Raw genomic sequence first — 20075 nt, forward strand, 5'->3', positions numbered from 1 at the left:
GACCGGGCGCCCCTGCACGAGATCCCTCGGGTCCGGGCGGGTCGCCCTACTCGGCGGCCTCGCTGCGGAGTTCCCGGGGCAGCGGGAAGGACATGTCCTCGACCACCGTCGAGACCGTGTCCACCGTCACCTCGTAGCGGGCCGCGAAGGCGTCGATGATCTCCTCGACCAGAACCTCCGGGGCCGAGGCGCCGGCGGTGAGGCCGAGGCGGCGCACGCCCTCGAAGGCCGGCCAGTCGATCTCCTCGGCGCGCAGCACCAGGCGGGTGATCGGGCAGCCGACGCGCTCGGCGACCTCGCGCAGGCGCTGGGAGTTCGACGAGTTCGAGGAGCCCACGACGATCAGGGCGTCGACCAGGGGGGCGATCTGCTTCACCGCCTCCTGCCGGTTCGTGGTGGCGTAGCAGATGTCGTCCTTGTGCGGCCCGGTGATGGTCGGGAATTTCCGCTTCAGGGCGTCGACGATGTGGCGGGTGTCGTCGACCGAGAGCGTGGTCTGGGTCACCCAGGCGAGGTTGTTCGGGTCCTCGGGCGTCAGCGCGGCGATCTGCTCCAGATCCTCGACCAGGGTGATCGAGCCCTTGGGCAGCTGGCCCATGGTGCCGACGACCTCCGGATGGCCCGAATGGCCGACCAGGAGCACGTGGCGCCCGCGCTTGTGGTGGATCTCGGCCTCGCGGTGGACCTTGGTCACCAGCGGGCAGGTCGCGTCGATGGTGATGAGCCCGCGGGAATCGGCGTTGGCCGGCACCGTCTTGGCGACGCCGTGGGCCGAGAAGATCACGGGGGCGGAGCCGTCCGGCACCTCGTCGAGCTCGCGCACGAACACGGCGCCCTTCCGCTTCAGGCTCTCGACCACGTACTTGTTGTGGACGATCTCGTGGCGGACATAGACCGGGGGCCCGTAGATCGCGAGCGCCCGCTCGACCACGTCGATGGCGCGCACGACCCCGGCGCAGAAGCCCCGGGGGGCGGCCAGCAGGATGTCCAGGGGCGGCTTGGCCGCGGACGCTGCGGTCTGGACCCCGTCCGAGGGGGTGGGATTCGTGATGTCGGCGCTCATGATCCGGGATGTGGCGAGGCGGAGCCCACCCTGTCAACCGTTCGGCCGGTCGAAACCCGCCCGCTCCGGGCACCTCCATAGCAGATTTGCGGGAATTGGTGACTCCGCGCGACGCGGGGGAGCCATGAGGGGGCGCCATGCGGCGGCCGGGTCCGGCGGGGCGACGCGGGACCGAACCCGAACTGTACCGCAAATTGATCCGGACAGTTTCGGCAAATCATACTGCTCCATTCCTGGCAGCAGGCGGATCGTTGCGCGCATCGTGATCGCTCGGCGGGAGATGACGGATATGCGCGGCGGATCGGGCGACGGGATTGCGGGGCGCTCGGGCTTGGCGGCCGGGCCGCCTCGGCGCTGGGCCGAGCCTCTGCGGCGCCGGGCCGAAGGCGCCCGGCACGGTCTGGCGCGGCTCGCCGCCGCCCTGGCCCGCTACGGCGAGAATCGCCGCCTGCTGCGCGACCTCGCCGCCATGTCGGAGCGGGAATTGCGGGATATCGGCCTGACCCCGCAGGATGCGCGGGATGCCGGGCAGCTGCATCCGGCCGAGGATGTCGGGGGCCTCATCGTGGCGCGGCGAGGCGAGCGGCGAGTGGCGCGCCGGGTGCGGTGCGGCACGAGGCCGGACGTGGCGGGCGGGTGAGTGCTGGGTTAAGAGGGTCTCGCACCTCCGGGGGACGTCGGCATCCGGCATCCCCGGACGCGATCCCTCCAGCCTGGACCCGTGATGGCGAGCCCGAGCGAACATGCGAGCTTCCTGCCGCCGGTCCTGACCTTCCTGTCGGCGGCGGTGATCGGCGTGCCGATCTTCCGGCTGATCGGCCAGAGCGCGGTGCTCGGCTACCTGGTCGCCGGGGTCCTGATCGGCCCGTTCGGCTTCTCGCTGATCGCCGAGCCCGAGACCGCCGCGAGCGTCGCCGAGATCGGGGTGGTGCTGCTGCTGTTCATCGTCGGGCTGGAGCTGCACCTGTCGCAGCTCGTCTCGATGCGGCGCGACATCTTCGGCCTCGGCACGGCGCAGCTGCTGATCTGCGCCCTCGTGCTCGGGGGCGCGGGCTACCTGTTCGGGCTGCCCGGCACGGCCGCGACCGTGATCGGGATCGCCCTCGCGCTCTCGGCGACGGCGGTCGCCCTGCAACTCCTGGAGGAGCGCGGCGACCTCGGCACGAATTACGGCTCGCGCGCCTTCGCGGTGCTGCTGTTCCAAGACCTCTCGGTGGTGGCGATCCTCGCCCTGATGCCGCTCCTCGCCTCGGCGGGCGGCGGGGGCGGCGAGAGCTTCTGGTTCGGGGCGGCCGTGCAATCGACCGGCAAGGCCCTGGTGGCGATCCTGGCGGTGGTGCTGGTCGGGCGCTACGGCCTGAACCCGTTCTTCCGGCTGCTCGCCGCGAGCGGCGCCCGCGAGGTGATGACGGCGGCGGCCCTCCTCGTCGTGCTCGGCACCGCGCTTCTGATGCAGGAGGTCGGGCTCTCCATGGCCATGGGGGCGTTCCTGGCCGGAATCCTCCTCGCCGAATCGAACTTCCGGCACCAGCTCGAGGCCGATATCGAGCCCTTCCGCGGCATGCTGCTCGGCCTGTTCTTCATGAGCGTCGGCATGTCGATCGACGGCGGCCTCGTGAAGGCGATGTGGCCGACTCTGTTCGGCGCCACCGCGGCGGCCATCCTGGTCAAGATCGCCCTGGTGGCCGGGCTGTTCCGGCTGTTCGGCTCGTCCTGGCTCGACGCGGTGCGGGGCGCCGCCATCCTGGCGCCCGCGGGCGAGTTCGCCTTCGTGCTCCTGCCCGTCGGCGGCGGCCTCGGGCTCCTCGACGCCAACGCGACGCGCTTCGCCGTGGCGCTCGCGGCGCTGACCATGCTGGTCGGCCCCGTCGCCGCCAAGGCCCTCGACGCGGTCCTGGCCCGGCGCCGCGGCACCGCGCTCGAACAGGCCACCGACGTGATCGAGTCGACGGAGGCCCGCGTCCTCGTGATCGGCTTCGGCCGCTTCGGGCAGATCCTGACCCAGGTGCTGCTGGCCGAGGGAATCGGCGTCACGGTGATCGACAAGGACGTGGAGCAGATCCGCTCCGCCTCCCGCTTCGGCTTCCGGGTCTATTACGGCGACGGCACCCGCCTCGACGTGCTGCGCGCCGCCGGCATCGGCCGGGTCGAGCTCGTCTGCATCTGCATCGACGAGTCGGAGGCGGCCCTCAAGATCGTCGACATGGTGCACGAGGAATTCGAGAGCGTGCGCACCTATGTGCGGGCCTATGACCGCACCCACGCGGTCGAGTTGATGAACCGGGACGTGGATTACCAGCTGCGCGAGACCGTCGAATCCGCCCTCGCCTTCGGGCGCGCCACCCTGGCGGGGCTCGGGGTGCCGGACGAGGTCGCGACGCGGACCGCCGAGGACGTGCGCAAGCGCGACGTCGCCCGACTGGTCCTGCAGCAGGCCGGCGCCTTGCCGGATGGGTCGAGCTGGATGCGGGGCGCCCAGACCGAGCTGAAGCCCGAGCCGCTGACGGCGCCGCAGCGGCCGGCCCGGGCGCTGAGCGCCGAGACCCGCGACATCATCGAATCCGAACGGCGCGACGCCGCCCAGCGTGCGCTCGAAACCCGCGACCCGGATCAGGACCTCGATGGCCCGGACCCCGAGCGACGCGACGCGAAGGCGCAGGACGTGACGACACGGGAAGCGAGGCCCCGAGAGGCGAAAGCCCGCGATCTGGAGACCCAGGACGGCGCGCCGGATGCCTGAGGCCCCGATCGAGGCCGGCGAGGAGGGGTTGCCCGGAACCCGGGCGCCGGCCGCCGGATCCGCGCGCTTCGTCGAGGGCTCGACCCTGCGTCACGTCGTGGTGATGAGCGGGACGGGCTCGATCGGCCTGATGGCGATCTTCGTGGTCGACCTGCTCTCGCTCCTCTACGTCTCGAAGCTCGGCGACCCGAAGCTGACGGCGGCGGTGGGCTTCGCCACGATCATCCAGTTCTTCGCCATCTCGATCAATATCGGCCTGATGATCGCGGCGGGCGCCCTGGTCTCGCGGGCGATCGGGTCCGGCGACCAGGCCGGCGCCCGGCGGCTGGCCACCTCGGGCACCCTGCACGGGGTGATCGTGGCGGCCCTCCTGGTCGTCGTGATGCTGCCGTTCCTCAATCCCCTGCTGCGGATGATCGGCGCCGAGGGCGAGACCCTGGCGGTCGCCGAGCGCTTCCTCTGGATCGCCCTGCCCTCGAATGTCCTGATGGGCCCCGGGATGATGTTCTCGGGCCTGCTGCGGGCGGTGGGCGCGGCGCGCCAGGCCATGTACGTGACGCTCGGAGGCGCCATCGTGACGGCCGGGCTCGATCCGCTCCTGATCTTCTGGGCGGGACTCGGCGTCGACGGCGCGGCCATCACCACCTGCGTGGCGCGGGCGACCTTCGCACTGATCGGCCTGTGGGGCGTGCGTCAGCACCGGATGCTGACCCGCCCGCGCCTCGCCGACGCGATCTCCGATGCCCCCATCGTCTTCAAGATCGCGTTCCCGGCGGTGCTGACGAATCTCGCGCCCTCGGTGGCGAGCGCCTTCATCGCCCACGCTTTGGCGAAGTTCGGCGCCGTCGCGGTGGCGGCCAACGTGGTGATCGACCGCCTGACCCCGGTGGCCTTCGGCGGCCTCTTCGCCCTGTCGGGCTCGATCGGGCCGATCCTCGGCCAGAACTGGGGCGCGGGGCGGTTCGACCGGATGCGGGGCGTGCTGCGGGACGGCGCCCTCGTCACCGCCCTCTACGTCGCCCTGGTCTGGCTGGCGCTCATCCTCGCCCGCGGGCCCCTGATGCGCCTGTTCGGGCTGGAGGGCCTGGCGGGGGATCTGTTCGCCTTCTTCTGCTTCGTCAGCGGCGCGGTCTGGTTCTTCAACGGGCTCCTGTTCCTGTCGAACGCCTCGTTCAACAATCTCGGCTTCCCATTCCTCTCGACCGGGCTGAACTGGGGCCGGGCGACCCTCGGGACCATGCCGCCGACGCTCGCCGGCGCCGCCCTGTACGGCCCGCCCGGCGTGATCGCGGGGGTCGGCCTCGGCTCCGTGGTCTTCGGGACCCTCGGCATCGTGCTGGCATTCCGCAGCGTGGCCCGTCTGGAGCGGCGCGACCGCGCCATCCGGGCCGCCAACCCGCCGCTGCCCGAGACCGTGCGGGCCGAGGCCGAGGCGGCCCTAGCCGAAGGACCGGCGCGGACGGGCGCGCTCGTCTGAGGCGGACCTTCGCGCGGAGACATCCTGGGACCGGGCGAACACCACCGGAATCCGCCGGATCCACGGGCGAATCGGGCCTCCGGGCCCACCAGGAGGCGCCCCCGCTGGTCAGTGGCTGCCCAATCGGACTAAGCTGGGATCGGGCGCGTGCGGTTCAGGCCCATGGCGCCCCGGTGCCGGTCGATGAAGGGCCCAGCGGCGATGTTCAATCCGATCGACATGCTTCAGGCTCAGGGCGGTGCCGCTTGGCAGGGCATGGGCCAGCCCTTCGGCCTGACGCCGGACCAGACCCGGCGCGCCCTGGAGGCCCTGATGCCGGCCTTCGCCCTCGGCCTGCAGCGCAATACCGCACAGGATCCGACCGGCCTGTCCCAGTTCTTCAACCTCGCCGCCGGCCGCGCCCCGGCCGGGCCGGAGGCGATGCTCGGCGGGATGTTCGGCTCGCCCGCCCTCGCCCAGGCGGTTCTGCAGCAGGCCGCGAGCGCGAGCGGCGTCGGCTCGCAGGTGCTGCGCCAGATGCTGCCGATGATGGCCGGGATGATCGTGGCGAGCATCGTTCACATGATGCTCAACCAGGCGCTGCCGGAGCCCGCGCCCCGCGCCGCGCCGGAGCCGCCAAACCCCTTCCTGGCCGCCGCCCCGATCTGGACCGACATGATGAAGGCCTTCCTGCCGCCGCCGGCCGAGGCCGCCCCGAAGCGCGCGGGCCCCGCCCGGACGCGGGCCGGCGCCAAGCCCGATGCGGCCGCCGAGACCGAGCCCTTCGGCATGTTCCAGCAGATGCTGCAGACCGGCGCCGAGGTTCAGGAGCAGAACGTGAAGGCGATGCAGGGCATCTTCGACGCCTTCTGGACGGATCCCGCCAAGTCCGCCGAAGCCCCCAGATCGGCCGAGCCCCCCAAGGCGGACGAGCCCTCGAGAGCGGCCGAGCCCTACAAGGCGCCGTCCCGGAAGCGGCCGGAGCCGAAGGCCGGCTGAAGCCCTCAAGCCGATCGGGCAAGGCCGGCAGAATGCTTGGCGCCGGCCTAGGGCCGCGCCCGATCGCGTTGCAACGGGCTGGAAAATCGGCAGCCCCGGTCCGGTTCGGCGCGACGGACCCCCTCTCCCGTGCGGGAGAGGGTTGGGGTGAGGGATGAGCGCCGTCAGGATGGAGCATGCGGTCGTATCGCCGGCTGGGCGCCGATCGGGCGCACCTCGTTCTGAAAGGTCTCGACCCTCACCCTGTCCCTCTCCCGCACGGGAGAGGGGATCCGCGCCCGCTTCGGCACGGGCGCGGCCGACGGTCCCGTCGCAACGCGATCGGGAACAGCTCTAGTTGATGTTCGGGGGGATGTTGGTGCTGATGCGCTCGTAGATGCCGTTCAACTTCCCGCCGAACAGGCGCAGGCTTCCGGCGATCACACAGAAGATCAGTCCCGCGATGAGGCCATATTCGATGGCGGTCGCGCCGCTCTCGTCCGACCAAAGCCGGCGGGCGCGTTCGAAGGCGGCGCAGGGACGCCCGCCCCCTGGTCCCGGCTTGGTCATCGGTGATGCGCCCCCCGCTCGTCTGGGACAACCCTAAGGGCGGCTTTGTTTCGGATGATTTAAATCGATGCGCGATTCGCGCCGGCAAATCGGGGCCGGGCCCCGCTCACGCGGGACCCGGCGGACTCGCGCTCAAGCGTGGCCGGTTTCCTTGCGCAGGGCATCGATGCGCTTCGAGGCCTCGGCCTTGTCGAGATCCGGATCGAAGGCCTTCGGCTCCTTGGCCTCCTCCGACAGGGTCTTGAGGTAGGAGGCCTGCGCGCCGGTCATCGGCTCACCGCCGGTGGTCCACTGATCGGGGTCCTTGATCTGGTTCGAGACGTCCTTCGGGTCGGTCTTTGGGTTCTCGGTGCTGGACTTGGTCATAAGCGGCGCTTTCGTTCATGAAATGTTCCGCTCTAACGCACGCGATCGGGGCCCGGTTCCAGGCCCCGATCGCGTTGTCCAGGCTCTCAGGCCGCGTGCGCCTTCGGCTGCACCTCGGCGCTGTAATCGTCCATCAGGGTCTTGGTCATGGTGCCCGGCACGAACCGGTAGGGCCCGATCTCGGAGACCGGCGTCACCTCGGCCGCCGATCCCGTGATGAAGCACTCGCTGAAGCTCTCCATCTCCTCGGGCCGGATCCGCCGCTCCACCACCTCGAAGCCCCGCCGGCGCGCCAGGTCGATCACGGTCTGCCGGGTGAGCCCGTTGAGGAACCGGTCCGCGAGAGGCGTGTGGATCACCCCGTCCCGGATGAAGAACACGTTGGCGCCGGTGCATTCCGCGACGTTGTCCTCCCAGTCGAGCATCAGGGCGTCGGCATAGCCCTTGTTCTCGGCCCGGTGCTTGGAGATCGTGCAGATCATGTAGAGACCCGCCGCCTTCGAGGTCGAGGGCGCGGTGCGCGGATCCGGCCGGCGGTAATCGGCGATGTCGAGGCGGATGCCCTTCATCTTGGTCGCCGGGTCGAAGTAGCTCGGCCATTCCCACGCCGCGATCGCGAGGTGGATGGTGTTGTGCTGGGCCGCCACGCCCATCATCTCGGAGCCGCGCCAGGCGACCGGCCGCAGATAGGCATCCGACAGGCCGCTGGTCTTCAGCACGAGCGCCTTGGCCGCCTCGATCTCGTCCACGCTGTAGGGGATCGTGAAGTCGAGGAGTTCGGCCGAGCGGTGCAGGCGCTCGGAGTGCTGGCGGCTCTTGAAGATGCTCCCGCCATAGGCCCGCTCACCCTCGAACACCGCCGACCCGTAATGGAGACCGTGGCTGAGTACGTGAATCTTGGCCTCCCGCCACGGCACCATGACGCCATCGAACCAGATGGTGCCCTCGCGCTCGTCGAACGGGATCACGGACATGGAGCTTGTTCCTCGTCGCGCGGACGCCTCGGAAGGGACCGCGGGGTCAATCGATCGGGCTAAGAGCCGGCTGGCGGGCACACGGGCGCGGGCGCCGGGGCCCCGTCTTGCCGGAAGGCTTGACGGGTATCAACCGGGCTGAGATATGTCAACAACACTGACTTATATCAGGAACCACCGAGACGTGACACGGGCCATGACGCGCCAACAGGTACCGGCTGCCGAGATCGCGGAGATCCCGGGCCAGGAAGCGCTCGGCGTGCAGGGCGCCGCGAGCGACGATCTGATCGAGCTGCTGTTCTTCGCCTACCGGGACTTCGTCGGCGATCCCGACCGGATCCTCGCCGAGTACGGCTTCGGCCGCGCCCATCACCGTGTGCTGCATTTCGTGGTTCGCTATCCCGGTCTCACGATCGCCGAACTCCTGGATATCCTGCGCATCACGAAGCAGAGCTTGAACCGGGTGCTCAAGGATTTGATCGAGCAGGGCTATATCGAGCAGAAGACGGGGACCAGCGATCGGCGGCAGCGGCTCCTCTTCTGCACGAATGCGGGGGCGGATCTCGCCGCCGACCTGACCCGCGTGCAGACGCGTCGCGTCGCGCGTGCCCTCGCCGACCGCGCCGAGCAGGCGGGCACCGCGGCCATGTCGGCTCACGACTTCCTCCTCGCGATGATCGAGCCGGATGAGCGTGCCGCCGTGTGCCGCCTGATGGCACGCCGCGCCCGGAGGGCCGCCTGATGTCGAATGCATCGGCCAGCGCGCGCTGCGAATTGTCCGATCATGCGCCGCATATCCTCGTGGTCGATGATGACCGACGCGTGCGGGAACTCCTCTCGCGGTATCTCTTCGAGCAGGGTTTCCGCGTCACGGCCGCCGCCAACGCTGCCGAGGCGCGGGCAAAGGCCCAGAGCCTGGTCTTCGATGCCATGGTGCTCGACGTGATGATGCCGGGCGAGAACGGGTTCGACTACGCCCGCAAGGTTCGTGAGACGTCGCGGGTGCCGATCCTGATGTTGACGGCGCGCAACAATACCAACGATCGGGTTCTGGGGCTCGAGATCGGCGCCGACGACTACCTGCCGAAACCCTTCGAGCCCCGCGAGCTGATCCTGCGGCTCAACAACATCATCAATCGCGCCTCGGGCCCGAGGCGAGATTCCGGCGGCGAGGTCGTGACGTTTGGCCCCTTCACCTACCGGATCGAGCGGGGCGAGTTGCGCCGCGAGGACGAGATGATCCGCATCACTGAGCGGGAACGCGAGATCCTGACGATCCTCGCGGCTGCCGGTGGCGCCAATGTCGAGCGGGAAGTCCTCGCGGGGAACGGAGGGGCTGCGGCGGAGCGGACCATCGACGTGCAGATCAACCGGCTGCGTCGCAAAACGGAAGTCGATCCCGCCAATCCCACCTTCCTCCAGACGGTACGTGGCGTCGGTTATCGCCTCGTCATCGACTGACGGCGATGAAGGCGCCGGATCCCGCTTCGGCCCGGATGCTGCGAGAGGCTCGCCGCGTGCGAGCAACGCTGCCCGGTCCGCGAACGCTCTGGCGCAAGTTCGCGCGCGCGATCGGCGACGCGCTGCCCAAAGGCCTCTATGCCCGCTCGCTGATCATCATCATCGCACCCGTCGTGCTGCTTCAATCGGTGATCGCCTACACCTTCATGGAGCGTCACTGGCAGCTCGTGACGAAGCGCCTCTCCTCCGCGGTGACGGCCGATATCTCCGCCTTGATCGATATCTATGAGAGCTATCCACAGGACAAGGATGCCGAGACGCTGACCCGCATCGCTAGCGAGCGTCTGAGCCTCGATCTGGACATCCTCAAGGGGGCGAAGCTGCCCGCGCCGGGTCCTCGTCCCTTCTTCTCCATCCTCGACGAAGCCCTGTCGGACGAGATCAAGCGTCAGATCGGACGACCGTTCTGGATCGACACCGTCGGGCGATCGAGCCTGATCGAGATCCGCGTGGCCATTCCCGACGGCGTGATGCGGATCAACGCCCGGCGCAGCCAAGCCTATGCCTCGAACTCGCATATCTTCCTCGTCTGGATGATCGGCTCGTCGATGGTGCTCCTTGGCGTCGCGATCCTGTTCCTGCGCAACCAGATCAAGCCGATCCTGCGGCTCGCTGCCGTGGCGGAGGGTTTCGGCAAGGGCCGCGAGATCGAGTTCCGGCCGCGCGGCGCGCGCGAGGTTCGCCAAGCCGGGCATGCCTTCATCGAGATGAAGCGGCGCATCGAGCGCGCGATGGAACAGCGCACGACGATGCTCAACGGCGTGAGCCACGATCTGCGCACCATCATCACCCGCTTCAAGCTTTCCCTAGCTCTCGTCGAGCAGACGCCGGAGGTCGAGGATCTCCTGCGCGACGTCGATGAGATGAGCCGGATGCTCGAAGCCTATCTGGCCTTCGCGCGAGGCGATTCCGCGGAGCCTGCCGCGCCGACCGATATGCGGGCTCTGCTCGAAGATCTGCGAACTGACCTCGAGCGTCTGGGCGCGCACGTCGCCGCGGTCGACCTCAAAGGCTCTCCGCTGGTGACGGTCCGGCCCGACGCGTTTCGCCGCTGCCTGTTCAATCTCGCGGCAAATGCCGCGCGCTACGGCGAGACGGTCGCGATCTCCGGTCGCGAGGAGGCGCGCTCGTTCCTCGTATCGATAGACGATGACGGGCCAGGCATCCCTGTCGAGAGCCGAGCGGAGGTTTTCAAACCTTTCTTGCGGCTCGACGACGCGCGCCAGGACGCGGGCGGCTCCGGGCTCGGCTTGGCCATTGCCAGGGATATCGCCCGCGCGCATGGCGGCGATGTCTCGCTGCACGACAGCCCACTCGGGGGCCTGAGGGCGACGGTGCGCATCCCCGCCTGACATCGACCGCTTCCGCGAGCAGGGATCGAGCGGGGCGGACCGCAGGCCAGAATAGCCACCCGGCACGGCCTCGGCTCAGGTCGCCTTGAACGAGGTTCGGCAGCCAAGATCCACGGAATGCATCGAGCCGAGTTCCGTGCCGGGGAATCTCATCGATGGCATCGACGACAGAGTTTGATCTGTTCGCCGGCCAATGCGCTCTCGTTGCCGCAGCCGGGCAGAATTTTTTGCCGGGGGTGTCCCCACCACGGCTTGGCGGTGCTATGCACGTTCGCTTTTTCGCGAAACCGATGCCGGGCCTGTCCAGGCAAGCCCTCCAGACGTGAGTGCCGACCATGAATCCGCTGATGCCGCTCCTCATCCTCGTGCTCGTGCCGATCGCGGCCATCGGCGCGGTGCTCTACACCGATCAGGGCATCGAGCCGGCTCTGTTCTACGCATCCGTCAAGACGTTCGTCATCCTCGGTGTTCTCGGCGTCGCGCTCTCCTTCGCGGCAAGCCGCCTTGCGGACCGCTCCAACAGCTGAGTGGGCGGCGCTCCGCGACAGCACCATCCTTGAATGTGGGGGACGGCCTCGGTGCTGTCCCGTCCTGCATCGTCCCTGAGAGGAGGCGGCTCCATGCTCTCGATCGTTCCCGCATTCGGGCGGATCGGTGAGGAGAATGCCTTCGCGGTGCTCGCCCGCGCCAATCAGTTGGCCTCAGAGGGACGCGACATCATCAATCTCGGGATCGGCCAGCCCGATATGCCGACACCGGGCCCGATCGTCGAGGCCGGCATCAAGGCGCTTCGCGACGGACATCACGGCTATACGCCGGCCACCGGCATCCTGCCCCTGCGCGAAGCGGTCGCCCGTGACATCCATCGGCGCCATGGGGTCGAAGTCTCGCCCGACAGCGTGCTGATCGTGCCCGGCGGCAAGGTCACGATGTTCATGGCGATCCTGATGTTCGGCGAGCCAGGCGCCGAGATCCTCTACCCAGACCCGGGCTTCCCGATTTATCGTTCGATGATCGAGTTCACCGGTGCAACGCCGGTTCCGGTACCGATCCGTGAGGAGAACGGCTTCGCCTTCTCTGCCGCGGATACGCTCTCCCTGATCTCCGACAAGACGCGTCTCCTGATTGTCAATTCGCCGGCCAATCCGACCGGCGGGGTGACGCCGAAGCACGAGATCGACGCTTTGGTCGCCGGTCTGGCCCGGTATCCGGACATTGCGGTGCTGTCGGACGAAATCTACGGGACCATGACCTATGACGGCGAGGCGCATCACTCACTCCTCACCTACCCGGAGATCCGTGATCGGTTGATCTATCTGGATGGCGCGTCGAAAACCTACGCCATGACAGGTTGGCGCCTCGGCTGGTCGGTCTGGCCGAAGCCGCTCTACGAGGCGGCCCGCAAGCTCGCCGTGAACGCCCATTCCTGCGTGAACGCCGCCACCCAATGGGCTGGGATTGCGGCACTCGACGGCTCGCAGGATTGCGTCGCCGAGATGGTGGCGGAGTTCGACCGGCGCAGGGCTCTCGTGGTCGAGGGCCTGAACGGACTGCCGAACGTCTCGTGCATCACCCCGAAGGGAGCCTTCTATGCTTTCCCGAATGTCGTGAAGACCGGGTGGAAGGCGAAAAAGCTCACCTCGGCACTCCTTGAGGAGGCCGGTGTCGCCGTCATCGGTGGACCGGATTTCGGCGTGAACGGCGAGGGTTATCTCCGCCTCTCCTACGCGAACTCGGCCGAGAATATCGCGCGGGCGCTTGAGCGCATGCGGACCTTCCTGGCCGAGCGCCTGGGCGGCTGAGCAGGCTCAGGCTGCAAGCTCGCGGTCGACGCGGCCCCTCGCCTCTTCCGGAACGTCCAGGGCTTCCGCCAACATGCGGAGGAATTGACGCTCCTGGAGCGTGTCCGCATCGATGGCGAGACGGGCCGCGGCGTAGATGCGGGCCGCTGCCTCGGGATCGGTCACCGGGTCGGCGATCTCATCGACGCTGGCGGGATCTGCCAGTTCCTTCTCAAGCCAGGCACGACCGTCGCGGTCGAGGCCCGCCGCATCGACCGCCTCGTCGAGACGCCGCCGCTCGGCGGCATCGACCGAACCGTCCGCCACGGTCGCCGCCACCATCGCGCGCAGCATGAGGCGTGCCTCGTCCTCGTCCACATTCGTGAAAGGCGTGTTCTCCGCCTTCGCCGGCTCGCCGCCTCGGACGGCACGAAAGGCGAGACCAGCGATCAGCGCGAGGCCACCGAGCGCCGCGCTGGCGGCAAGCCCGCTCCGCCGCGTCCGGACCAACGCGTCGACCATGTTCTTCGCAGCGGACGCACCCTTGGGATCGGCCTGGTTCTGGGAATCGGCAAAATTCCTGGCATCGACAGGATTTTCGGCATCGGCCATGTCACGTCTCTCCGAACTCGATCGATGGTTCGGTGCGGCAACGACGGAAAGGCCTGCCGGGTTCAGCCGATCTCCTGCACCTCACTCGGCCGCGACGCGCGGCGGCGCGTAGGTCCGGCCGTCGTTGGCGGCCCGCTGAAGATCGGTAAACGCGGCCTCATCCTCGGGATCGTCGCGCTCGCCGACGAACCGGCTGAACAGGCGGCCGAGAAGCCGGGCGAGATCGTCCATCAGGACGAAGAACGCAGGAACGAAGACGAGCGACAGGCCGGTCGAGATGATGAGGCCGCCGATCACCGCGATCGCCATAGGCGCACGAAACTCGCCGCCGATCCCGAGCGCCATCGCGGAAGGCACCATTCCGGCCGCCATGGCGATCGTGGTCATCACGATCGGGCGGGCGCGCTTGCGGCCTGCATCGACGATCGCCGTGGCGCGGTCGACGCCGCGCCCCATCTCCTCGACGGCGAAATCGACCAGCATAATAGCGTTCTTCGTGACGACGCCCATCAGCATCAGGATACCGATGACGACCGGCATCGAGATCGGCTTGCTGAAGATCAGGAGGCCGAGGATCGCACCGCCAATGGAGAGCGGCAACGAGAACAGGATCGTGACCGGTTGCAGGAAACTGCCGAAGAGCAGGACGAGCACGCCGAACACCATCATGAGGCCGGCGCCCATCGCCATCGCGAAACCACCGAAGACTTCCCCCATCACCTCGGCATCACCGGTCTGGCTGATCGTCACTCCGGGCGGCAAGTTCTTCGCAGCCGGCAGATTCATCACGCTCTCGATGAGGGAGCCGAGGGCGTCGGAGCCCTGCATATCCGCCTCGAGGGCGACACGGATCGAGCGGTCATAGCGGTCGATGGCCGTTGGCCCCTGGCCGAGGCTCAGATCGGCAACGGTGGAGAGCGGGACTGCCGTTCCGCCCTTCACGGGCACTTTCAAGGTCTCGATCTCGGCCAAGTCTCCGCGCAGGCGCTCGGGGAGCTGTACGCGGATCGGCACCTGACGGTCCCGCGCATTGAACTTCGCGAGATTGGCTCCGATGTCGCCAATCGTACCGACCCGGACCGTCTCGGCGATGAGATCGGTCGAGACGCCGAGATCCGCCGCAATGCCCGGTTTGGGGACGATGCGAATCTCGGTCCGATCGAGGGGCGCGGTCGAGATCACGTTGACGAGGTGCGGCACCTGCGCCGCCTCACGCTGAAGGCGCGCCGCGACATCGGCCACGGCAGCCTTGTCGGGCCCCGCGATGATGAGCGCGAGGTCGCGCTGGCCGCCCTCGCGGAGGGCCCAGAAGCGGATATCCGGCTCGTTGCGCAGGATGGTGCCGACCTGCACGTCGATCTGCTTCTGCGTCAGCACGCGCGCGTTCTTGGGCGTCAGGTTGATGGTGACGGTCGCGAGCCGCACCTCCTTCTTGCCGGGCAACTGGCGGCCACCGTCGACAAAGACGCTGCGCACCTCCGGCATCGCCCTGATCTTGTCGACGAGAGCGTCGGTCACGCGGATGGTCTCGGGCAGTCGCGCGCCGGGCGGCAACTCGACGACGAACAGCGTACGTGCGGCGTCCTCGGCAGGAAGGAAGCCCGCCGGGAGCAATCCGGTCGACATGATCGACGCCGCGAAGCAGGCGAGACCGGCAACGAGGGTGATGTATTTGTGGCGGACGGACCACGCAACGAGACGCGCGTAGCCGCGCATGATGACACCCTCGCGGGTTTGGTCCGGCCCGTGATCCCTCAGGAAATAGGCAGCCAGCAAGGGCGTGATCAGTCGCGCGACGAGAAGCGACATGAAAACCGCGGCCGCGATGGTGAGGCCGAACTGCTTGAAGTACTGACCTGCGATGCCCCCCATGAAAGACACGGGCGCGAAGATCGCGATGATGGTCGCCGTGATGGCAATCACCGCGAGGCCGATCTCGTCGGCCGCCTCGAGCGCCGCGCGATAGGGCGATTTCCCCATTCGCATGTGACGCACGATGTTCTCGATCTCGACGATCGCATCATCGACGAGGATGCCGGTCACCAGCGTGATGGCCAGGAGACTGACGGCGTTCAGCGAGAAGCCGAGTGCGCTCATCACCCAGAAGGTGGGCAGAACGGAAAGCGGCAGTGCAATGGAGGCGATCAGGGTCGCGCGCCAATCCCGCAGGAACAGGAACACGACCACGACGGCGAGCGCCGCACCTTCGATCAGCCCCATCATCGCCGAGTGGTAATTGCCGACCGTGTTGGTGACGGATGTGTCGATCAGGTCGAAGCGGATGCCCGGATTCGCGACGCGCAGGTCGTCAATCTTCCTCGCAACCCCGACCGAGACCTCAGCATCGCTCGCACCGGCAGCGCGCGAGATCGCGAAGGCGACGACGGGCTCGCCGTTGAACCGCGCAAACGTCCGTGGCTCCTCCGCTCCGTCGACCAGCGTCGCGAGTTCATCGAGCCGGACTTTCCGATTTCCCGGCACAACGATCGACGTTGCCGAGAGGGTATCCAGGCTGGCCGAGGCCGCGAGCGTCCGGATCGATTGCTCCTGACCGCCGATCTCGCCGCGCCCGCCCGCCATGTCGGCCGAGGTCAACCGGAGCTGGCGGTTCACATCGGCCGCGGTGATGCCGAGAGCCAGAAGTCGGTCGGGATTCAGGGTGATGCGGACCTCGCGCGCGACACCCCCGAGGCGCTCGACGCCTCCGACGCCGCGCACGCCCTGGATTTGCCGTGCCACTACGTCGTCGACGAACCAGGAGAGGTCCTCCGGAGTCATGGCGGGCGCAGAGGCGCCATAGGTCATGATGGGAAGACCGGCAATCTCGACACGGTTGATGATCGGCTCGTCGATCGTGCGCGGCAGGTTCACGCGTACCTTGGACACGGCGTCCTTCACGTCGTTCACGGCGCGATCGGTATTCACCTCGAGCCGGAACTCGATCGTGGTGACAGACGAGCCCTCGGTGATCGTCGAGAGGATATGCTTCACGCCCTTCACGCCCGCCACCGAGTCTTCGACCCACTTCGTGACTTGGGTCTGCAACTCGGAGGGCGCGGCACCCGCCTGCGTGATGGTCACCGCCACGATCGGGATGTCGATATTGGGAAAACGCGTGATCGGCAGCGCGCGAAAGCTCACAAGTCCGAGCGTCACCAGCACGATGAACAGCACGATCGAGGGTAGCGGCTTGCGGATTGCCCAGGCGGAGATGTTCAGGCGCATGACGCTTCGTCCGATCGATCAGCGGGCCGCAGCATCGGCCTGAACGTTCACGCCGGTTGGCGCGACCGCCCGGACGCGATCTCCATCGCGCAGGAAGCTGCCGGCGCGGGCAACGACGGCGTCACCGTCCGCCAAATCGCCGCGCAGCTCGGTGAACCCGTCGGCCGAAAGGCCGGGTAAGACCTTCCTGGCCTCGACGCGATTGTCACGGACGACGAGAACACTGGCACTTCCATCCACGGCGAAAAGAAGAGCAGAGACCGGAACCGCGACGCCGCGGCGCCTTGCGACCTCCACGGTGCCGCGGGCGAAGGCGCCGATCCGTAGGGCAGGATCATCCTTCAGGGACACGCGGACCTTGCCGAGCCGGGTCAACCGATCGACCTCGGGGTAGACGCGGCGCACCTGACCTTCCAACTTGCGACCGCCGTCGAGATCGAGACGCGCCGGATCGCCGACTTTCAGGCGCCCCATCCAGGTCTCCGGAATGTCGCCCTCCAACTCGATTTCTCCCCGGGCGATCAGGCGAAAAAGCGGCTCTCCCGTAGCGCTCGCCGTCGCACCGATCCGCGCGGTGCGGCGATTGATGATGCCGGCCTCTGGCGCCCGGATCTCGGTACGAGCCCGCTTGACCGCAATTTCGGTGCGCTGCGCCTTCGCGGTGGCCAGATCGGCATCGGCCGCCTGAAGACCGCCGCGCGCCGCAGCGAGCTTACCCTCTGCCGCCTGCGCCGTGGAGACGCGCTGCTCCAAGGTGGCGGCCGTGGCATTGCCCGTTCGCAGCAGGGCTTGCGCGCGCTCAAGCGAGAGCTTCGCCTCCGTCTGCGCGGCCTCGGCTTGAACGATCTGGCTCCGGGCCTGGACGATTGCCGCCTCGGCTCGCGCGATCGCCGCAGCGTTCGCGGCCTCCTGCGTCTCGATCATCTCGCGAGACAGCCGCGCAAGAACCTGCCCCTTGGCAACCCGGTCCCCCTCTTCCACCAGGAGGTCGGTGATCCTGTAGCCCTCGATCTCAGGTGTGACGAGGATCTCGTCTCGGGGAACGAGCGTGCCCGTGACCACCGCGCGCTCGACCACCTCGCGCAAGGTTGCCGGGACCACACTGACGGCCGGAGCAAGCGTGTCTACGGCCGGAACCGAGGCGGTTTCCACGGCATGGACCGGGCTGAAGCCCGTCGCGAGGATTGTCAGGGCGGCGGCAATGCGCAGGGGGAGGATGGACATCGCTCGCACGGATAACGCTCGCTGATCAGGGCCAGAATGCCCAAGCCGGTGTCTCACAACGAAGGCTGGCGCTTTCATGGCGGCGCTTCGAAACCGCGGCCGGACCAAGTCGCGCGAACGCTGGATCGCGGGCGCGTGGCCCGGTGTATCGGCGACACCTGCAACCAGTTGCTGCGAACATCGTTACCGATTCATCAATCATCGGCCAGCAGAGGCGATGTATGAGCATTTTTCAGATCAGGCAGAAGGCAAGCGGCGCAATCCTTTGGACCGGCTCCGCCGATAATGCACAAGTTGCTCTTGATGCGATGGCTCGTGAAGCTGGTTATCGCGATTTCGCGTCTCTTCCGGAATCGATTCGCGCGACCGGCATCGAGACCGCGAAGCTCGATATGATTTCCTGATCCGCCCATCAGGGAAGGACGCGCCGGCGCTCACGTCACCGCGAGCATAATGCGTGATGCGCGGCCTTCGCCAATGTTTGGAGGCGCTCCCCGTGGGACGCCTCGGCACCGACCGCGCCTGCTGTCCTGATTCGGGTGCGGCCGGCCACGGTTGTTCATCAGGGCCTGCGCCTTGCGTTCGGGAGCAGAAGCCCTTGCCGTTTGCCAGGATTGCGACGGCCAAGATCACCCGGCGGAACGGCTTCGGGTCAGTGCTCGTGGCGCCCATGAAGGCATGGAGCTCGCATTCAAGCGCCTCCACCATACGGCGGACGCAGCGCCGAACACCGGTCCACGAGGCTGATACCGGTGTGAAGGCCACGTGATCGCCCGGACGTACCGCCTCGCAAATCGCCTTCGTCTCATGCGTTGTTGAGATGTCCAGCACGCGCTGGACATCGAGGCTCACCGGCACATCGCCCGTTCTCGCCAGGAAACGGCGGAGCGCGCTGACGCGAAGGCTCTCGGATCAGGTCCGTGAGGAGCGAGTCGAAAGCCGGATTTCGGCGCTACCTTCGGGCGGCATGATGGCCATGCGCCGGCGCATCAACGCAAGATCGCCGCTCAATGATCGTGCTTGCAGCCGGGACCATGTACGTGGCCGTGGGCGTGATCATGCTCGTGCGCATGGTCATGGTCGTGCGCATCGTCGTGATCATGATGGTCCGCGTGCGCGTGGGCGTGCCCGTGGTGGCCATGATCGTGGTGGCCATGATCGTGGTGGCCATGGTCGTGGTGGCCATGGTCGTGCCCGCAGGTGCTGTGGTCGTGGGCCTTGCGCTCGGGCCGGAAGGCGCGGGTCACGGCAGTCGCGGTGCAGCCCTGGCCGCGGATGAGTTCCGCCGTGGCGGGGGAAGCCGGCACGTAGAGCACATCGGAACCGATCTCGGCCGCCACGTGGTTGCCGCCGAGTTGCCAGGCAAGGCGCATCAGCCGCGCCGGATTCTCCGCCCGCACCTCGAGGAGCGCCTCGCCGGCGGCCCGGACCTCGATCAACCGGCCATCCTCGAGACGCAGGGCGTCGCCATCCTCGAGGGTCGCGGCCTTCGCCAGCGCGAGATCGAAGCTGAGGCCACCCTCGGCGGTCAGGTGCGCATGGCCCTGGCCACGGCCGGCATGATCGAGGGTGACGGTATCGACGATCCCCTCAGGGCGAACCGCGGGCTTCCGGACGATCGTAGTGGCGCGCAACATGATTTCCTCGTTTCAGCGTCCCGTCGGGACAGGTCCTCGGCCCGCCACGCGGCAAGCCTGATGGCGGGCGTCAGACGGGCATGTTGGCCCGGCAACGCGCGAAGGGAAGGTTTTTCGTCGGTTTCAAGGCGTTTCGCCGGAACCTTGGCCGTACAGCGTGCATTCCACAATCGTAATAGCTAAGCTCGCCCCGCACCACGGCGAAACGCCGGACCCGACAAAGCACAAGGGAGTCTCGACCTCATGAAGAAGCTCATGGCTGCGGCCCTGGCCGGCACCCTCGCTCTCTCCGTCGGCGCCTGCAACACGCCCCAGGATCGGGCCCTCGGCGGCGCCGGCCTCGGCGCGCTCGCGGGCGCGGCGATCGGCGGCGCCGCGACGGGCCGCGCGGGCGGCGCCCTGGCGGGCGCGGCGATCGGCGGTGCGGGTGGCGCCATCGTGGGCGCCGCGACGGCGCCCCAGTGTCCCTACGGCACCTACCGGGATCCCTACGGCAACGTCTACTGCCGCTGATACCGGGTTCGATCTCGGATCGAAGGGGCCGGAGCCTTGCGCTCCGGCCCCTTTTTTGTCGTG

19 protein-coding genes are annotated in these 20075 nt (G+C 68.1%); 11 read left to right on the forward strand and 8 right to left on the reverse strand.

Going from position 1 to position 20075, the window contains the following annotated elements:
* Positions 1–46: 46 nt before the first annotated feature.
* The gene (ispH, locus tag F6X53_RS09740; RefSeq protein ID WP_150999828.1) at positions 47–1063 is read right to left on the reverse strand and encodes a 4-hydroxy-3-methylbut-2-enyl diphosphate reductase; all 1017 of its coding nucleotides are present in this window, start codon (positions 1061–1063) and stop codon (positions 47–49) included.
* A 289-nt stretch (positions 1064–1352) separates the two neighbouring features.
* On the opposite strand from ispH, the gene F6X53_RS32300 reads away from it, so the two are divergent.
* From F6X53_RS32300 to F6X53_RS09760, 4 genes are all read left to right on the forward strand, one after another.
* The gene (locus F6X53_RS32300) at positions 1353–1703 is read left to right on the forward strand and encodes a DUF1127 domain-containing protein (protein ID WP_191970773.1); all 351 of its coding nucleotides are present in this window, start codon (positions 1353–1355) and stop codon (positions 1701–1703) included.
* Between the two features lie 84 nt (positions 1704–1787).
* Positions 1788–3803, forward strand: coding sequence for a monovalent cation:proton antiporter-2 (CPA2) family protein (locus tag F6X53_RS09750; RefSeq protein WP_150999830.1), 2016 nt, complete (start codon positions 1788–1790; stop codon positions 3801–3803).
* The gene (locus F6X53_RS09755; protein WP_150999831.1) at positions 3796–5280 is read left to right on the forward strand and encodes an MATE family efflux transporter; all 1485 of its coding nucleotides are present in this window, start codon (positions 3796–3798) and stop codon (positions 5278–5280) included. Before F6X53_RS09750 ends, F6X53_RS09755 begins: the two co-directional genes overlap by 8 nt.
* A gap of 183 nt (positions 5281–5463) precedes the next feature.
* On the forward strand, positions 5464–6258 hold the full coding sequence (locus F6X53_RS09760) for a DUF937 domain-containing protein (RefSeq protein WP_191970774.1): 795 nt from the start codon (positions 5464–5466) through the stop codon (positions 6256–6258).
* Between the two features lie 333 nt (positions 6259–6591).
* On the opposite strand, the gene F6X53_RS33640 is transcribed toward F6X53_RS09760, so the two are convergent.
* The 3 genes from F6X53_RS33640 to F6X53_RS09775 all read right to left on the reverse strand — a co-directional run bounded on the left by F6X53_RS33640 (position 6592) and on the right by F6X53_RS09775 (position 8147).
* Complete coding sequence (locus tag F6X53_RS33640) at positions 6592–6807, reverse strand: Flp family type IVb pilin (RefSeq protein WP_150999833.1); 216 nt, start codon at positions 6805–6807, stop codon at positions 6592–6594.
* 132 nt (positions 6808–6939) lie between these two features.
* Positions 6940–7173, reverse strand: a complete 234-nt coding sequence (locus F6X53_RS09770) for a DUF3072 domain-containing protein (protein WP_150999834.1) — start codon at positions 7171–7173, stop codon at positions 6940–6942.
* An 86-nt stretch (positions 7174–7259) separates the two neighbouring features.
* Positions 7260–8147 carry a branched-chain amino acid aminotransferase gene (locus F6X53_RS09775; RefSeq protein ID WP_150999835.1) on the reverse strand — a complete coding sequence of 296 codons (888 nt, stop codon included), beginning with the start codon at positions 8145–8147 and terminating at the stop codon, positions 7260–7262.
* Positions 8148–8343: 196 nt separating this feature from the next.
* Here F6X53_RS09775 and F6X53_RS09780 point away from each other — a divergent pair, with 196 nt between their 5' ends.
* From F6X53_RS09780 to F6X53_RS09800, 5 genes are all read left to right on the forward strand, one after another.
* A complete protein-coding gene (locus F6X53_RS09780; protein ID WP_150999836.1) occupies positions 8344–8889 on the forward strand; it encodes a MarR family winged helix-turn-helix transcriptional regulator in 546 nt (181 codons plus the stop codon).
* On the forward strand, positions 8889–9608 hold the full coding sequence (locus F6X53_RS09785; RefSeq protein WP_150999837.1) for a response regulator: 720 nt from the start codon (positions 8889–8891) through the stop codon (positions 9606–9608). Before F6X53_RS09780 ends, F6X53_RS09785 begins: the two co-directional genes overlap by 1 nt.
* A gap of 35 nt (positions 9609–9643) precedes the next feature.
* Positions 9644–11020, forward strand: a complete 1377-nt coding sequence (locus F6X53_RS09790; RefSeq protein ID WP_238297772.1) for an ATP-binding protein — start codon at positions 9644–9646, stop codon at positions 11018–11020.
* A 335-nt stretch (positions 11021–11355) separates the two neighbouring features.
* Complete coding sequence (locus tag F6X53_RS09795; protein ID WP_150999839.1) at positions 11356–11547, forward strand: hypothetical protein; 192 nt, start codon at positions 11356–11358, stop codon at positions 11545–11547.
* A 93-nt stretch (positions 11548–11640) separates the two neighbouring features.
* A complete protein-coding gene (locus F6X53_RS09800) occupies positions 11641–12822 on the forward strand; it encodes a pyridoxal phosphate-dependent aminotransferase (protein ID WP_150999840.1) in 1182 nt (393 codons plus the stop codon).
* A gap of 6 nt (positions 12823–12828) precedes the next feature.
* On the opposite strand, the gene F6X53_RS09805 is transcribed toward F6X53_RS09800, so the two are convergent.
* The 3 genes from F6X53_RS09805 to F6X53_RS09815 form a co-directional block, all read right to left on the reverse strand.
* Positions 12829–13413: a DUF533 domain-containing protein gene (locus F6X53_RS09805; RefSeq protein ID WP_306426608.1), complete on the reverse strand. Its 585-nt coding sequence runs from the start codon at positions 13411–13413 to the stop codon at positions 12829–12831.
* Between the two features lie 81 nt (positions 13414–13494).
* Positions 13495–16638, reverse strand: coding sequence for an efflux RND transporter permease subunit (locus F6X53_RS09810; RefSeq protein ID WP_150999841.1), 3144 nt, complete (start codon positions 16636–16638; stop codon positions 13495–13497).
* A gap of 18 nt (positions 16639–16656) precedes the next feature.
* Positions 16657–17940 carry an efflux RND transporter periplasmic adaptor subunit gene (locus F6X53_RS09815; RefSeq protein WP_425324686.1) on the reverse strand — a complete coding sequence of 428 codons (1284 nt, stop codon included), beginning with the start codon at positions 17938–17940 and terminating at the stop codon, positions 16657–16659.
* Positions 17941–18083: 143 nt separating this feature from the next.
* Between F6X53_RS09815 and F6X53_RS09820 the strand changes: the two genes are divergently transcribed.
* Positions 18084–18266: a hypothetical protein gene (locus F6X53_RS09820; protein WP_150999843.1), complete on the forward strand. Its 183-nt coding sequence runs from the start codon at positions 18084–18086 to the stop codon at positions 18264–18266.
* A gap of 603 nt (positions 18267–18869) precedes the next feature.
* On the opposite strand, the gene F6X53_RS09825 is transcribed toward F6X53_RS09820, so the two are convergent.
* The gene (locus F6X53_RS09825; protein WP_150999844.1) at positions 18870–19499 is read right to left on the reverse strand and encodes an urease accessory protein UreE; all 630 of its coding nucleotides are present in this window, start codon (positions 19497–19499) and stop codon (positions 18870–18872) included.
* Positions 19500–19742: 243 nt separating this feature from the next.
* On the opposite strand from F6X53_RS09825, the gene F6X53_RS09830 reads away from it, so the two are divergent.
* Complete coding sequence (locus F6X53_RS09830; protein ID WP_150999845.1) at positions 19743–20012, forward strand: hypothetical protein; 270 nt, start codon at positions 19743–19745, stop codon at positions 20010–20012.
* Positions 20013–20075: the final 63 nt, after the last annotated feature.

Origin of the sequence: Methylobacterium soli, assembly GCF_008806385.1 — a bacterium.
Lineage (GTDB): Bacteria > Pseudomonadota > Alphaproteobacteria > Rhizobiales > Beijerinckiaceae > Methylobacterium > Methylobacterium soli.